This window comes from Dawidia cretensis, assembly GCF_018598175.1.
Taxonomy (GTDB): domain Bacteria; phylum Bacteroidota; class Bacteroidia; order Cytophagales; family Cyclobacteriaceae; genus Ohtaekwangia; species Ohtaekwangia cretensis.
The window spans coordinates 66,073-81,090 of sequence record NZ_JAHESE010000008.1 but is presented as its reverse complement, the minus strand read 5'-3'; the positions used below and the strand labels follow the sequence as shown (position 1 = coordinate 81,090).

Here is a 15,018-nt window from a genome sequence, read left to right as displayed (position 1 = left end):
TATCTTATCTGATAGTTCCCTTTTAGGATCCTTTTAGTATTCACCACCATGACACATGGAGAAAAGGCCCCCCTCCAGCCGCTCGAGCAACGCATGCGTGACGAGCAGCGACGTTATGAGTTTGCACTCAAAGCGGGCAACCTCGGTGTGTTCGACTGGAACATACAGGCCGACGAGCTGACATTCAATCCGCGGCTGTATGAGATAACGGGCTATACACCCACCGATCTCCCACAACAACTTCGTTACGCCGACTGGCTCGCACTGGTACATCCCGACGACTATAAAAACCTGCCGGCACAGGACGAGCAGCCCCGCATGACGGGTAAAGAATATCACGGTCCCTTTAAGTATCGCATTCGCACACGGCCAGGCAAATATACCTGGATCGAGGAAGAACGCTACTCCTTTGTCTTTGATGAAACACGCCGGGTGGTTCATACCATCGGCATCATTAAAGACATTGACGGGCAGGTGCAAGGGGAGAACCGGCTGCGCGAGGCTTTTAAGCGCGAGCTGGCGCTCAACCACCAGCTTAAACAGCGCGAGGAGTGGTACTTGTTTGCGCTGCAGGTGGGAAACCTGGCGGTATACGATTGGTATCCGCAGGAAGACAGAACCGTCTTCAATACAAAACTATATGAGCTGATTGGCTATGAGGCCGGTGAGTTCAACCCGACGTTCAACCAATGGCTGTCGTTGGTACACCCGGACGAGCAAGCACGTTTTTCCGAACGCAAGCATGCTTACGCGCCCATGGCAAGCCAGCCGGCGGTACAAGTATATCGTTTACAAGATCGCGCCGGTACCTACCGTTGGATCGAGGACCAGCACATGCCCATCGAGTGGGACGCCGACGGTCGGGTAACGCGCGTCATCGGCGTCATCAAAAACGTTGATGGCGAGAAGCGTTCGGCGGATGCGCTCAGTAAACTCAACAAAGATCTTCGCGAAAGCGAAAACCGCTGGGCCTATGCCCTCGAAGGCAATGGCGACGGTGTTTACGAATGGAAGATCAGCACGCGGCAGTTTTATTTCTCGCCGCGGGCAAAAGAGATCATGGGCATCGACCTGGGTCCCGAGCAGGACTTTACCCGCTTTATCGGTCACGTCCATCCCGATCTGCGCAGTGAGTTCAAAGCCAACTTCGAGCAAAGCCTGCGCCCGCCGTATCATCCGTTTATCATGGAAGTACAGGTGCTCGACATTGCCCGCGACTACCGCTGGATCATGTTCCGCGCGAAAGTGGTGGAGGTCGACGACGACAACAACCCGCAGCGGATGGTGGGCACGGTCACCGACCTGTCAGACCACAAAGTGATTCAGAAAGAGCTGACCATCTACGAAGAGATGATCAAGCAGAACCAGTCGGCTATACTTTTTACCTCGATGGACGGCACGATCGAGTTCCTGAACGATACCGCCGTCGACCTGCTGGGGTATAAACAGCACGAGATCATTGAAAAGGATATCGCCAGGTTGCTGCCGGAGCAATCGGCCGAGCACCTCTTACAAGAACATTACCGCAGCCAGCAAGAATTTATTACACAGTCGGGTGGACGGTTGCTGACACAAGTAGTCACATCGTTGATCCGCCAGGATGGCGACCCCATGGGCTTTGTGTTGAACATTCTCGACCTGACAGAACGCAAACGCCTGGAAGACGAAGTCACGGCGCTGACCATGACCAAGCTCGAGATCGAGCTGGAGATGCAGCGCAAGCAGACGGAAATGATCATCCTCGTACAAGAAAATGAAAAAGAAAGTATCGCCCGTGAGCTGCACGACGGCGTGGGCCAATTGTTAAGCCTGGCCAAGCTGCAGCTGGAAGGCCTCTGCTCGGTGCTAACACCGGAACAGCAGAAGCAATGCAAGAGCGTACAGGAGCTGCTGCAACATGTCACCACGGACATTAAAAGTCTGACGAGCGACCTGATGCCGCTCAGCATTCGTAACCTGGGTCTGGAGAGCGCTATTACGTCGTTGCTGGAACGTTACCAGCCCATTCGTGGCAAGCAGGTGACGATTCAATGCAAGATCAACCTGGACAGCTTTGAGCCGGAGCAAAGCCGGTCGATGCACATTTACCGCATTGCGCAGGAGGGCGTGAACAACGCGATGAAATACGCGCACGCCACGTCGCTGTCGGTTATGCTGATGAAGCTCAAGAACAGCCTGCACCTGATGATTGAAGACAATGGTAAAGGCTTCGATGTAGACGATGCCCTAAGCAAGCAAAACAGCTTTGGCCTCAAGACGATGATTGAGCGGGCCCGGCTGCTCAACGGCAAGCTGCTGGTAAGCTCAACCTGTCATGCAGGCACGACCATCAGTCTCACTATACCCCTAAACGCAGAAGTATCATGATCAAGATTGCATTGGCCGACGACCACGGCATCCTGCGCGAAGGCATTGCGACCATTCTGCAGGCGTCCGGCAAAGTAGAGGTGGTGGCAGAGGCGGCCACCGTGGCAGAAGCCAGGATCTTATTAGACAAACATCCCGAAGTAGCCATATTATTGTGCGATATCAACTTTCCCGATGGCGATGGCTATGAGGTGCTGGAATATGCGAAGACATATAACAAGGCCGTCCGTATCATTTTCCTGACGATGCACGACAAGTCGTCGTTTGCCACCAAGGCCATTGAAGCGGGGGCCATGGGCTATCTCACGAAAGACGCTGCCAAGGAAGAGCTGCTGGCGGCCATCGCAGCCGTGAACTCCGGCAAGAAGTATTTTGGTCAGAACATCATGAGCAACATCGTGGAAAACATGAACAAGCCGCGCGAGGGCCACGACTTCTTCCGGAAGGTGTTGTCCAAACGCGAGCTGGAAGTGTTGGAGCTCATCATCGAAGGCCTTGATACCGACGAGATTGCCGGCAAACTCTTCATCAGTGAAAAGACGGCGGCCAACTATCGTAACAGCATTCTCCAAAAATGCGACGTGAAGAACGTCGTCCAGCTTATCAAGCTTTACCTGCAACACGCCTGACCTTGCCGATTGCCCAGCGGCGGTTGGGAAATTTCCCAATCCCAATAAGGAATCGGCCCACGCATTTCTGAAACCTCCTATCGTATTCGGCTCCCGATTCCACCTCTTTTGTAGTACTAAAAGCAAGGGAGCGAATGCGGAAGCGAGTATATGGCTGCGCTGAATACACAGGATATCAAGGCGATTCTCGACGAGATTGACCGGAACCTGGAGCAGATGATGAACATCCTCCAGACCGAAGAGCAGGCCCTGAACAAATCGTTCGGGAACTACCTCGTGCGCATCCGCCAAAAATCTACTGTGGCCGCGCCCGACCTGGTGCGCAAGCTGGAAGGCGCCCGCATAGTTTTTCAGCGCGGCCTCGACGCGATCAAACGCGTACCGGAGCTGGCGGAGCCGCTGCGCAACCTTTTACAAGTAAACAAGATGGTGCGCCTGGCGGTACAAGACTACGAAGGAAATACGTTCGTCAAAATATCCTCCTACATCGGCGCCATCACCAACATCTGCCTGGGGCAGCTCAAATATATACGCATGCGCTACGAAGCCATCCTGGTCGGCATTCGCGAAGAGATCCGGGTGCTGTGGATGGACCGCGAGCTGTCGCGTGCGCTGCGCCTGATCCTGTCGGTAAACCAGATGCAGTTCAAGAAGTTTACGCTGGCCTTTCAACGGGCGGAGGTACTGTATGCCGATATTTCGCTGATCGTCATCCAGTCCGGGAATGCCGGCTTCCACCAACGCATTGTTCTGCGCATGGTGTCCAACCGCCTGCCGTCGGCCGAAGAGCAAAAAATCATTCATACACTGTTTCCGGGATGGGAAGAAAACGAAGATTAAGAACATGGGAGACGTGAAATATACCATTAGTGCATACCTGGCCAACCGGTATTCCAGCCTGTTCAAAAGTCTCAACCAGAAGATCGACGCGCTGTACGAGCACCTTAACGACGACTTCCTGGTGACGAGCAACAAGGTGAAGAAATACGCCGCGGTGGCCCGTGAAAAGCTGGCGTCCGATAAACTGCCCGCCGCCTTGCGCGAAAAACTTCGCACGGCAGCCCGCAGCTTTGATTCGATTATTGTCGAGCTCCAATACCACGACATCATTCGTCAGAAGCTCGAGCACGTGTACACCGTGGAGCAAACCCTGGCCGCTGAATTTGCCCGTCTTTATGAAAAGCGTTGCGACACCTATACGCCGCAGTATACCTTCGTGATGTACGACCTGGTACGCCTTTCCTACCGACAGCTGGTGGTTGTACGCGAAGATTACTTACTGGCCTCCAACAAAATCCAGCGCCTGTTACGGGCGTTGTGGGCGGACCGCGACATATCCCGTGAGCTGCAGCTTTTTCTGTTCAATACGGCGCAGAACCTGCGCAACGTCATCCAGATTCTCGACCTGCTCATTTCCATGCACGAAAAGCTGCTCGACGAGCAGGCGGCCTTTACCGCCATCATTACGGAAGAGCAACGCATGAAGATTCTGCTTGAGGTCAAGAAGCTGTACACTATGGACGCCGAACGCGAAGTGTTTAACAAGACTTTCGGCATCGAAGAAGAACTGGTAACGGACGACGAAATCTTTTTCTGATATGACGACCACGACAATCTCCCTGAAAGAAGATGCGCAGGTGCCGGGCCAATGGCACCTCCGGGTAGAAGGTAAGCCTGCACCCGATGAATTGGGCAAGCTGCTGCAATTTGCCGAAGCCCACGGCGTGCAAAGCCTGGCGGTATACCTGCCGGCCGCACTTGCCACCGAGTTTCGCTTTGTGCAACTGCTGGGGTACTTCCGTAAGAAGGGGAAAGCCCTGTCGCTGCACTGGACCGACGCGCCACCCAAGGGGCCGGCCGCCACTGTTTTGCAATCCATTATCTAACCTATATATGAAGAAGACAATATTGACCGTAGACGACTCCGAAAGCATCCTGGCCGTGGTTGCGACCACCCTCGAAGAGGAGTACGAGGTATTGACTGCATCCGACGGAGCCGAGGCCATCCAGAAGCTGAATGCAGGCACGCATGTGGACCTGATCATTACCGATCTGAACATGCCCAAAGCCGACGGCATCCAGGTGATCCGCGCAGCCCGGTCGTTGCAGCAGTTTGCCGCCGTGCCAATCCTGATGCTGACCACCGAGTCGCAAATGCAAAAGAAGCAGGAAGCGAAAGAGGCAGGCGCCACCGGTTGGATTGTCAAGCCATTCGAGCCTGAAAACCTCAAGGCCGTAGTAAAGAAAGTGTTGCGCTAGCAACGGGGGAGTATATATCGATAACACGCATGGACAAAGCACACGGAAAATTCTTACAAGAGGCGGCCGAGCTCATGGACGATCTCGAAAAGGCCGTCTTACGTCTGGAGCAAGCGCCGCAAGACAAAGAACAGGTCGAGGAGGTTTTTCGTGTCATGCATACGTTCAAGGGAACCGCCAAGATGTTTGGCTATGACCACGTCGGTGAGTTTACCCATCACCTGGAAAGCGTCTTTGATGACATACGGCACAACAAGCAGGCGCTGTCAGACGAGATCCTCACCATCGCGCTTCGTTCGGTCGACCACATCCGGGGCCTGATTCGTCAGCGTGACCATGTGCCTGCGGCTCATGCGGAAATGCTGGCGCAGATCAAACGGCTCACCGTATCGAATAACACCCCGGAGGAAGCGCCGGTAGCCCCGACGGCGGAAGTTGGCAAGCTATACCTTATACATTTTGCGCCACACGTCGACTTTATGCGTGACGGCAGCAACCCACTGTACCTGCTCGACGACCTGGCAGGATTGGGAGAGATTCATCTTCGCACCTATACCGACAAACTTCCCGACGGGGTGTTGAACCTCGACGAGACTTATCTTTATTGGGACATTCTCGTATATACGACGCGTGATGTGGCGGGCATCCGGTCAGAATTTATGTTTGTGGAGGATCAGTGCGAGCTGCGCATCAATGAGGCCAGTGACCGCAACCTGCTAGACGAAGCATCCTTCCGCGAGCTGCTGTTTCAATACACGGAACGCCTTTCCTGTGAGCTGATCCAGGTATATGTTGAGAAAGACGCTGTGAAGACAGCCGGCGCGGTGCGCGAGCAACGTCCGGCCCATCAGCGCCACGACTCGTACCAAACCATCAAGGTAACGTACGATAAGATCGACAAGCTCATGAACATCGTCAGTGAGCTTGTGACCACGCAGGCGCGTCTGACCTTGTTCACCGGCAGTGTGCGCAACCAGGAACTGGAAGAAATTACCGAGAACGTCGAAAAGCTGGTACGCCAGCTGCGCGACGAGGCTTTTAGTATATCGCTGCTTCCCATTAGTCATTTATCCGTGCGTTTCGAACGGTTGGTGCGCGATACTTCGCGTGCATTATCAAAACAGATCCGCTTTGAGACGATCGGTGGCGACACCGAGCTCGATAAAAAGATCATCGAAAATCTGGCCGACCCGATGCTGCATATTTTACGAAACAGCATGGACCACGGCATCGAGCTGCCGGAGGTACGCGAACGGAAAGGCAAAGACCCCGTTGGCACGATTCGCCTCAAGGCATACTACGCCGGTACCAACGTGATCCTGGAAGTACAGGATGACGGCGCGGGCATTGACAAACAGCGCGTGTGGCAAAAAGCGCTGCAACTGGGACTGGCGCATGCTACCGATCGCCTCAGCGACCACGAGATCTACGATTTTATTTTTCACCCCGGCTTCTCCACCGCCCGCCAGATTACGGACGTATCGGGTCGTGGCGTGGGCATGGACGTGGTGAAAAGGGCGATCGTTAACCTGCGCGGTGAAATCGAGATCGAATCGGTGCCCGACCGCGGCACGACCATTCGCCTCAAGCTGCCGCTGTCGCTGAGCATCATCGACGGCTTGCTGGTAGACATTGCCAAAGCAAAATATATCATACCGCTGACCACCATTGATAAGTGCTATGCCGTGGACCGCGATGCGGTGTGCCCGGATATGAACGACCTGATCGTGCTGGACGGCGAACAGGTGCCCTACGTCGACCTGCGCACCATCTTTCGCTGCCAGGGTGAAAAGCCCGAGCATGTAAACCTGATCGTGGCCAAACAGGATGAGCGTAAGGTGGCGTTCGCGGTAGACCGTATCCTGGACGAGTACCAGGCGGTGATCAAGCCGCTTGGCAAGATCTACAAAGACCAGGACTTTGCTTCCGGTGCCACCATTCTGGGCAACGGCGCGGTGGCCCTGGTATTAGATACCAATCGCCTGATGGAACTATAGGAATTTTCCCAATCCAAAAAAGGTGATTTCCCGTGCAAAACAGAATCCTCCTATAAGAACTACTATACAAAAGTGATCCCTTTGTACACCGAACGAACCGCAACCACATGACACAGTCAACCGGATATCAGCAACAAGTAGCAGGCGATTCCTACCTGACGTTTATGATGAACCGCGAATATTTCGCCGTGCATGTAAACAAGGTGACGGAGTTGATGGAAATGCTGCCAGTAACCGGTGTGCCGCGCGCACCCGAGTACATGCGCGGCGTTATCAACCTGCGCGGTGCCGTAGTGCCCGTCATTGACACGCGCGTGAAGTTTTCGCTGCCCGGCGCGGCGGATACCATCGACACGTGCATTATCGTGCTGCAGGTAGAGGTCGACCAGGAGATGTTGAAGATCGGCGCCATTGTCGACAGCGTTGCGGAAGTGATCGAGGTTACCCCCGAAGCGATCCAGTCGCTGCCCACGATGGGCAACAAAGAACGTACGCGGTTTATCCAGGGCGTGATCAAGCTCGACAACAAATTCATTATGATTCTCGACGTCGACAAGGTATTCTCCAACGAGGAGTACATCGACCTGAAGCAGGCGCAGGGAGAAACGATTCAATAAGCAGCGAAAGACCCCGAAGACGATGAAGGAACTATCCGACGAAGCATTGCTGAACGAAGTACGCAGAAGAATGTCGCTGAGTGAAAAGACCATTCTGGAGCAACAGGACATGTTGCAAGAGATGCAGCGACTTAATGCACGGCTGGAGCAGTCGGAGGCGCTGAAGAGTCACTTCATCAGCAATATCAAGAACGAGATCAACAACCCGCTGGCGTCGATCCTGGCGTTGACACAAACGATCGTAGAGAAACAAAGCAGTTTGCCTGCCGACGTGCAGCGCAACCTGAAGCTGATCTATAACGAAGCTTACGCCCTCGACTTCCAGATGACCAATATCATGACTGCGGCCGAAATAGAAGCGGGACAGGTAACACCACAATGGGTGGAAGTGGGCGTGTCGCAAGTGCTGGAGCAAGTCATTCAGTCGTTCGAAACGATTCGTGAGAAGAAGGGCGTGCCGGTCCGCGTGCTGGGTGATGCGCAGGTACAGTTTGTGACCGACGGTCGTTACTTCCGCATCATTCTCGCCAACCTGGTTTCGAACGCCATTAAGTTCAGCAACGGTAACGACGCAGTCGTGATTACCCTGCGTACCACCGACGGGCAACTTGTGATTTCGATCACGAATGCCGGGAGTGATATACCGCAGGAAGACGTTGCCCGCATCTTTGACCGCTTTACACAACTGGACACCGGTACGGTGAAAAAATACCAGGGCCACGGCCTTGGTCTATCGGTCATTCGATCGCTGGTGGAGCTGCTCGACGGCTCGATTGCCGTCACCACGCAAACACCGGGTGTAACGTTTACGGTCATACTGCCGGTGAAGGCCGGCGAAGAAGGCTTTAGCGCGCTGCTGGGTGGAGACGGTTCGGAGATATTGTTTGACGAGGCTTTCTAACACATGGTGTCGGACACAGCGGTTTTGGAGAAGGTCTTTTTGTACCCCGCTACGTTGCACGTGGCGGCGCGGCCCGTGTGCATTGCCACGCTGCTGGGAACGTGTGTGGCGGTATGCCTGTGGGATACAAAGACACGCGTCGGCGGCATGAACCACTACCTGTTGCCGCTGTGGAACGGTGAAGGGCTGGCGTCGCCAAAATATGGCAACATCGCCATCGAGAAGCTGGTGGAGAAACTGGAGTATACGGGTGCTGAGCGCCGGAACATGGTCGCGAAAATATTTGGCGGCCGGGCGCAGAGCGATGGCAATATAGTAGCCTATAACATCGGGCTGCGGAATGCGCAGATCGCGCGCCAAATGCTGAAGGAGTACGGCATCCCGATCGTGGCGGAAAATGTCTGCGGTGAATACGGCATGAACATCCGCTTCGATACGTCCAGCGGTATTGTGATGATGAAGTATATCAAAGGTGCGGCCAAATAAACGCACTGATGATACAGAGGAAATAAACGGAATGTGTGATGGAAAGAGAAGGGGATATACTGCAATGGGTCTATGAGCAAACGCGGCACTATGCGTTTCACAACGACCAGATGCTGCGCGGTCCGCTGTTTCGGGTAAAAGGCATGCTGCAGCTGTTCAAGAAAGAATCGTGGCCTGCCGGGCAACAAAAACTGCTGGAGATACTGCAGGGTGAAGTGGAGCAGATGGAACAAGCCAGCAGCACCATGGCCCGCATGCTGAAAGAGCACGAAGCACGCATCCAGCAGCTGATAGAGGGAAGAGAACAACTGTAAACTAAACGATAGAAATGAAACACTGTATACGACTGTCCATCCTGGCACTGCTACTGACGTTGGCCCACGTGGCCGGCGCACAGGACATCAGCGTCGACGGTGAGTACCGCATCAACCCGGTTTACTCGCGCGGTTTCCGGGAGCCGATGTACAAGGGCGACAAAGCGGGCTTCTATACCATGCAGCGCACACGCCTCATCTTAAACTATCACAAAGAGAACGACCTGGATGCCGAGTTCATTATGCAGGACCGTCGTTTCTGGGGTGATCAGGACGACCGCTCGGATGTAGCAAACATGTCGGTGTTTCGCGCGTGGGTAGAAAAATACTTCAACCCCAACCTGTCGCTGCGACTGGGCAGACAGGGCTTTGTCTATGGCAATCAATACCTGTTGGGCGAACCCAACTGGGTCGGAACGCGCGCGCACGATGCGGCGCTGCTCAAGTATCAGAAAAACGGATTGGAGCTACACCTGGCAGCAGCCTACAATGCCAATGGGCAGAGCTTTAAGCGTGAGCCCTATGAATACAACTATTATCAGAACATGCAGTTTCTCTGGGGCCATAAAAAGATCGGTAAGCTCGAGGCATCGCTGATCTTCCTGAATCGTGGCATGGAGCGCGGCGATACGACCTCTACAGTATACTATATGCAAACGTTCGGCACAGACTCCGAGCTGAAGCTTAGCGATAAAATATCCCTGGTAGGGGTATATTATTATCAGATTGGTCGTGACATACAAGACCGTCATGTAAACGCATACTTCTACTCGCTCCAGGTACAATACGAAGTCAACAAGGTGTTGAGCTTTAACGTGGGGGTAGACGCCGGCTCGGGTAACGACCAGACCGACGAAGAGAATTCCAATAACCGCAAAAGCCATTACTTCGATCGTCACTATGGTTTGATCCACGGCCACTTCGGGTACATCGATTACTTCTATGTAAACAATCCGACCACACCGGGTGTACATGACTATTATGTAAAGACCAAAGTGAATGCCACCAAGAAGCTGTCGATTGAAGACCACATACACAGCTTTGCCACGTCGGCGGTGCTGAACGACCCCGAACATGATGGGAAGTCCATGCACCACAACCTGGGCTTTGAGAATGACCTGTTGGTAAATTATAAACTCTCGTCGTCGTTCAAGGCGAGCCTGGGCCACTCGATCATCTTTGGTACCCGTACACTGGACCAGCTCTTTGGCGGTCGCAAGATTCAGGAGAGCCAGATGCTCTATGCGGTGATCACGGCGACGCCCAACTTCTTTAAGTATTCAAAAACCGAGAAACAATAAACGCCATACAGTTATGAAAGCCTTATCCAATTTGAAAGTGGGGCAGCGGGTCATGATAACCTTTATCGTTATCATCGCCTTCTATGTCGGCAACATTGCCTATAACCTGGTCAGCCTGGGAAACATCACGGAGAATGTTACCAGCATTTATAAAAACCGGTTGCTGAGCATCACGGCCCTGCTGGAGGCCGATCGCGACGGTTACCAGTCGAAGATCTCGATCAGCGAGGCCATCAACCGCGCAGAAGCCGGTAATACTCGCACGCGCCGTGCGGAAGATCTGGCGATGGAGTTTAAAGACATTGATGAAAACCTCGACCAGCTCAGCGGTCGCTTTGACAGCTTCCGTAAGACCTTCCTTTCTACCGGTGGACAAGACAATGCTTCGTTCAAAACGTTTGACGAACATTTTGCCCTGGTAAAAGAAGGCTCCATGACACTCCAAAAACTCATTGCCGACGGCAAGTTGAGAGATGCCCGTGCGTTATACTTTGGTCCTTACTCCACGCATTTTGAAACCATGCGCAACGCCATCAACGACCTGACGGAGATCAGCTCAAAACAAACCGAAGCGGAGTATGCAGAAAGCATGGCGGCGGCATCGTCTATAACGCTGCTCGCCTTTATTTTCTTCGGTGCTGTATTGGCCATCCTGATCCTGGCCGGAGTGTTGCTGACGCGCAGCATCGTAAACCAGCTGGGTTGCGAGCCGTTTGAAGCTGCGGAGATTGCCCGCAACCTGGCGAAGGGTAACCTGCGTGTCACATTTGACAAAGGCAAGGAAGTGGGTCTCTACAAAGACCTGAAAGCGATGGTGGAGAAATTGCGGAATGTAATTCAAAACATCGCGGTCATTTCTGACAACCTGGCCATCGCGTCCGGTCAGCTCTCTTCGGGTTCGCAGCAGATCTCGCAAGGCGCGAACGAACAGGCAGCGTCTGCCGAAGAGGTTGCTTCGTCAATGGAGGAAATGACGGCGTCGATCCAACAGAATACAGACAACGCGCTGCAAACCGAGCGCATCTCGGTGAAGGCTGCAACCGATATCGCCGAAGGTAATCGTTCGGTAGCCCAAACGGTAACATCGATGAAGACGATCGCGGACAAGATCAAGATCATTGGTGAGATTGCACGCCAGACCAACATTCTTGCGCTGAACGCGGCGGTAGAAGCGGCGCGTGCCGGTGAACACGGACGCGGCTTTGCCGTGGTGGCGGCCGAAGTGCGTAAGCTCGCCGAGCGTAGCCACAACGCCGCTTCCGAGATCGACGACCTATCCAAGAACAGTGTGGACGTAGCGGAGCATTCGGGCAAACTGCTCGTTTCAATCGTTCCCGATATACAGCGCACGTCGGGCCTTGTACAGGAAATCGCCGCCAGCTCGCAAGAACAAAGCGATTCCGCGAACCAGGTGAGCACCGCGTTGCAACAACTTAACCAGATTGTACAGCAAAACGCAGCCAATGCCGAAGAAATGGCCAGCAGCTCGGAAGAGCTCGCGGCCCAGGCCGAAAGCCTGAAAGACCTGGTGTCGTTTTTTAAGATCGAAGACGAGAAGAAAGATCGCGCGGTGGAAGACTATACCGTACGCAAGTTCCAGCAGTGGGCACCGCAGTATACAACGCATGCAAACGGTAACGGTAAAAAAGAAGCCGCCCGGGCTGACAAGGGGCGCGCCAAAAAAGGCGTCACGGTAACGCTGGATGACACCGTGAGCGATGAAGAATTTGCTCCCTATTAGCACCTAGCGATAGCGTTATATATACCCTGCCCCGCCTACCCTGTATGGGGGAGAAGCGGGTTTACAAAGAGTAAAGTATATTCAAAAACAGGTTATAGGAGGCTCTATAACCTGTCTTTTTTTTAGTTTACCGTGCTGCACACGATAAAATTTTACCCGACCGGCAACGTTTTTTTTGAAAAAAGGTAGATACCTGATATATCCGGTAAGCAAGTTCTACGTTAGAGAGGTTAACTTTACACGTAAATTGATATGGCAGGCATGAGTGGGACTGAGACAATTGTGACATTGAGGCCGGATGGGAAGAAGGGTGTCGTTATGCTCAAGCATCACTACGACGAGATCTGTACGTTTGTGCTCTCTGTCCTGGATACCGAAGAAGAAACCTTTACGCTGCATGCGCTGCTGGAACGTGCGCAATCGGGCCTGTCCGACATGATCGATAGCGACGTGAGCTGGTACGTGCTGCAGGTAAAGCTCGACCTGGAAGCCCAGGGCCTGATCAAGGTCGTGACACCCCCCTATAAAAAACGCCTGTTCCTGTTGAAGCTCACCCGCCAGGGTGCCAGGCAGCTGCGGAACCAGAAGGCGCTGTCAGAGCTGCGCGAGGACTGATTTTTTAGCATCGATCTTCGGATCACCCCGTAAAATTTGCTTCATTTACTTTTCATGAAGCAGTCTATCAAAGTTGCCGTAGACGCTGTCGTCTTTGGCTACGACCCTGAGAAAGGTATTTCCATCCTATTAATCCGGCGCAAGTATGAGCCGTTTCAGAAAGTTTGGGCGCTTCCCGGCGGCCTGGTGGCCAATGGAGAGTCGCTGGAAGATGCCGTGCGTCGTGAATTGCGGGAAGAATCGGGCGTAGACGTCAATTATCTCGAGCAACTATATTCGTTTGGAAAACCTGACCGCGATCCGCGCAACCGCGTGGTGACGGTGGCTTATTTCGGCCTGGTGCGCCCGTCCGACTATCAACTGTCCGCACAGACCGATGCTGAAGACGTTGCCTGGCACAGCATCGACCAAATTCCCAAGCTTGCCTTTGATCACAAAGCCATTATCGACCTGGCCATAACCCGCCTGCGCGGCAAGATTGCCTATGAGCCCGTAGGCTTTGAGCTGTTGGATAAGAAGTTTCCGTTCTCGGATCTCGAAAATCTGTACCAGACACTGCTGGGGCGCGAGATTGACCGGCGGAATTTTAAAAAGAAGATTATTGGCTACGGCTTTCTCGAAGAGCTGGACGAGACCATCCAGCGCAAAGCCGGCCGCCCTGCACACCTTTATCGCTTCAACAAAAAGAAATACGACGAGCTGAAAACAAAAGGCTACAACTTCGATCTCTTCCTGTAACCGGAGGGCTATGCTGCATGAAAGCATGCGGTTCCACCGATTGCAAACAGGGTAGGGGATAGTTATTGTAAAAAACACGCAAATTGTTTGTGAAAGGTAAAACTTGTAATACTACATTTGCGTAAATACTACACAAATAGTAACAAACATTCATATGAGTAAAACAGGAGTTATCATCGCCCGCTTCCAGTCGCCTTACCTGCACGAAGGCCACAAGGCGCTGATCACCTCGGTGCAGGAGCGGCACAACCAGGTGGTCATCGTGCTGGGCGTATCGCCAGTACGTGGTAGCCGCCGTAATCCACTCGATTTTCCTACGCGCGAGCGGATGATCAAAAAAGAATTTCCCGACGTCGTCGTGCTGCCGCTGTCGGACCACCCGCTGGACACGCGGTGGTCGCAACAGCTCGACACGCTGCTGGCGTCGGCCTTTCCCGGAGGGCAGTTTATGCTCTACGGCAGCCGCGACAGCTTTAAGACTTATTACAGTGGTGGGCATGAAACGGTGGAGCTACCGGAAACCGGCGGCCATAATTCGACGCTCATCCGCGAGAAGATCAGCGATAAAGTACTCGATTCGCAGGAGTTCCGCACGGGCATTATCTACGCGTATGCTAACACGTATTCGAAAGTATACCCTACCGTAGACGTGGCCCTGTTCCGGAACAGTCGTACGGAATTGCTGCTGGGGCGGAAAGACATCGACAATAAATGGCGCGTGCCGGGTGGTTTCTGCGATCCGACGGATGCCAGCTACGAGGAGGCTGCAGCGCGTGAGCTGCGCGAAGAATGTGGTGAACTGGAAATCTCTGCCTTACAATACATGGCTTCCTTCCGCATGGATGACTGGCGGTATAGACGCGACGAAGACAAGATCATTACCACGCTCTTTGCCGCAGACTTCCTCGACGGCACGCCGATCGGCAGCGACGATATTGCCGAAGTGGCCTGGTTTACGTTGGCAGACATTGCCGCGCTCATGGCCAACGGGCAGACGGCCCCCGAGCACACACCGCAGCTGACCGCCGTACTCAACACCTACTACAAATAATA

The 15,018-nt window shown here is 53.6% G+C and carries 16 protein-coding genes; all 16 read left to right on the top strand.

Annotated elements, in window-relative coordinates:
• The first annotated feature begins 48 nt into the window (after nucleotides 1-48).
• On the top strand, nucleotides 49-2,367 hold the full coding sequence (locus tag KK062_RS10785) for a PAS domain-containing protein (RefSeq protein WP_254084305.1): 2,319 nt from the start codon (nucleotides 49-51) through the stop codon (nucleotides 2,365-2,367).
• Complete coding sequence (locus KK062_RS10780; RefSeq protein ID WP_254084304.1) at nucleotides 2,364-2,996, top strand: response regulator; 633 nt, start codon at nucleotides 2,364-2,366, stop codon at nucleotides 2,994-2,996. Before KK062_RS10785 ends, KK062_RS10780 begins: the two co-directional genes overlap by 4 nt.
• A 150-nt stretch (nucleotides 2,997-3,146) precedes the next feature.
• The gene (locus tag KK062_RS10775; protein WP_254084303.1) at nucleotides 3,147-3,836 is read left to right on the top strand and encodes a hypothetical protein; all 690 of its coding nucleotides are present in this window, start codon (nucleotides 3,147-3,149) and stop codon (nucleotides 3,834-3,836) included.
• A gap of 4 nt (nucleotides 3,837-3,840) precedes the next feature.
• Nucleotides 3,841-4,593, top strand: coding sequence for a hypothetical protein (locus KK062_RS10770; RefSeq protein WP_254084302.1), 753 nt, complete (start codon nucleotides 3,841-3,843; stop codon nucleotides 4,591-4,593).
• Between the two features lies 1 nt (nucleotide 4,594).
• Nucleotides 4,595-4,882 carry a hypothetical protein gene (locus KK062_RS10765; protein ID WP_254084301.1) on the top strand — a complete coding sequence of 96 codons (288 nt, stop codon included), beginning with the start codon at nucleotides 4,595-4,597 and terminating at the stop codon, nucleotides 4,880-4,882.
• A 7-nt stretch (nucleotides 4,883-4,889) separates the two neighbouring features.
• Nucleotides 4,890-5,255, top strand: a complete 366-nt coding sequence (locus KK062_RS10760; protein WP_254084300.1) for a response regulator — start codon at nucleotides 4,890-4,892, stop codon at nucleotides 5,253-5,255.
• Nucleotides 5,256-5,284: 29 nt separating this feature from the next.
• The gene (locus KK062_RS10755; protein ID WP_254084299.1) at nucleotides 5,285-7,252 is read left to right on the top strand and encodes a chemotaxis protein CheA; all 1,968 of its coding nucleotides are present in this window, start codon (nucleotides 5,285-5,287) and stop codon (nucleotides 7,250-7,252) included.
• A 107-nt stretch (nucleotides 7,253-7,359) separates the two neighbouring features.
• Entirely contained in the window at nucleotides 7,360-7,869 is a 510-nt protein-coding gene (locus KK062_RS10750; protein ID WP_254084298.1) for a chemotaxis protein CheW, read from the top strand.
• A gap of 22 nt (nucleotides 7,870-7,891) precedes the next feature.
• Nucleotides 7,892-8,770, top strand: a complete 879-nt coding sequence (locus KK062_RS10745; RefSeq protein ID WP_254084297.1) for a sensor histidine kinase — start codon at nucleotides 7,892-7,894, stop codon at nucleotides 8,768-8,770.
• A gap of 3 nt (nucleotides 8,771-8,773) precedes the next feature.
• Nucleotides 8,774-9,256, top strand: a complete 483-nt coding sequence (locus KK062_RS10740; protein WP_254084296.1) for a chemotaxis protein CheD — start codon at nucleotides 8,774-8,776, stop codon at nucleotides 9,254-9,256.
• A gap of 38 nt (nucleotides 9,257-9,294) precedes the next feature.
• Complete coding sequence (locus KK062_RS10735) at nucleotides 9,295-9,570, top strand: hypothetical protein (protein ID WP_254084295.1); 276 nt, start codon at nucleotides 9,295-9,297, stop codon at nucleotides 9,568-9,570.
• 14 nt (nucleotides 9,571-9,584) lie between these two features.
• On the top strand, nucleotides 9,585-10,871 hold the full coding sequence (locus KK062_RS10730) for an alginate export family protein (RefSeq protein ID WP_254084294.1): 1,287 nt from the start codon (nucleotides 9,585-9,587) through the stop codon (nucleotides 10,869-10,871).
• Nucleotides 10,872-10,884: 13 nt separating this feature from the next.
• Nucleotides 10,885-12,612, top strand: a complete 1,728-nt coding sequence (locus KK062_RS10725; protein WP_254084293.1) for a methyl-accepting chemotaxis protein — start codon at nucleotides 10,885-10,887, stop codon at nucleotides 12,610-12,612.
• A 261-nt stretch (nucleotides 12,613-12,873) separates the two neighbouring features.
• A complete protein-coding gene (locus KK062_RS10720; RefSeq protein WP_254084292.1) occupies nucleotides 12,874-13,227 on the top strand; it encodes a DUF6958 family protein in 354 nt (117 codons plus the stop codon).
• A 54-nt stretch (nucleotides 13,228-13,281) separates the two neighbouring features.
• Complete coding sequence (locus KK062_RS10715) at nucleotides 13,282-13,965, top strand: NUDIX hydrolase (protein WP_254084291.1); 684 nt, start codon at nucleotides 13,282-13,284, stop codon at nucleotides 13,963-13,965.
• A gap of 154 nt (nucleotides 13,966-14,119) precedes the next feature.
• Entirely contained in the window at nucleotides 14,120-15,016 is an 897-nt protein-coding gene (locus KK062_RS10710) for an NUDIX domain-containing protein (RefSeq protein WP_254084290.1), read from the top strand.
• Nucleotides 15,017-15,018: the final 2 nt, after the last annotated feature.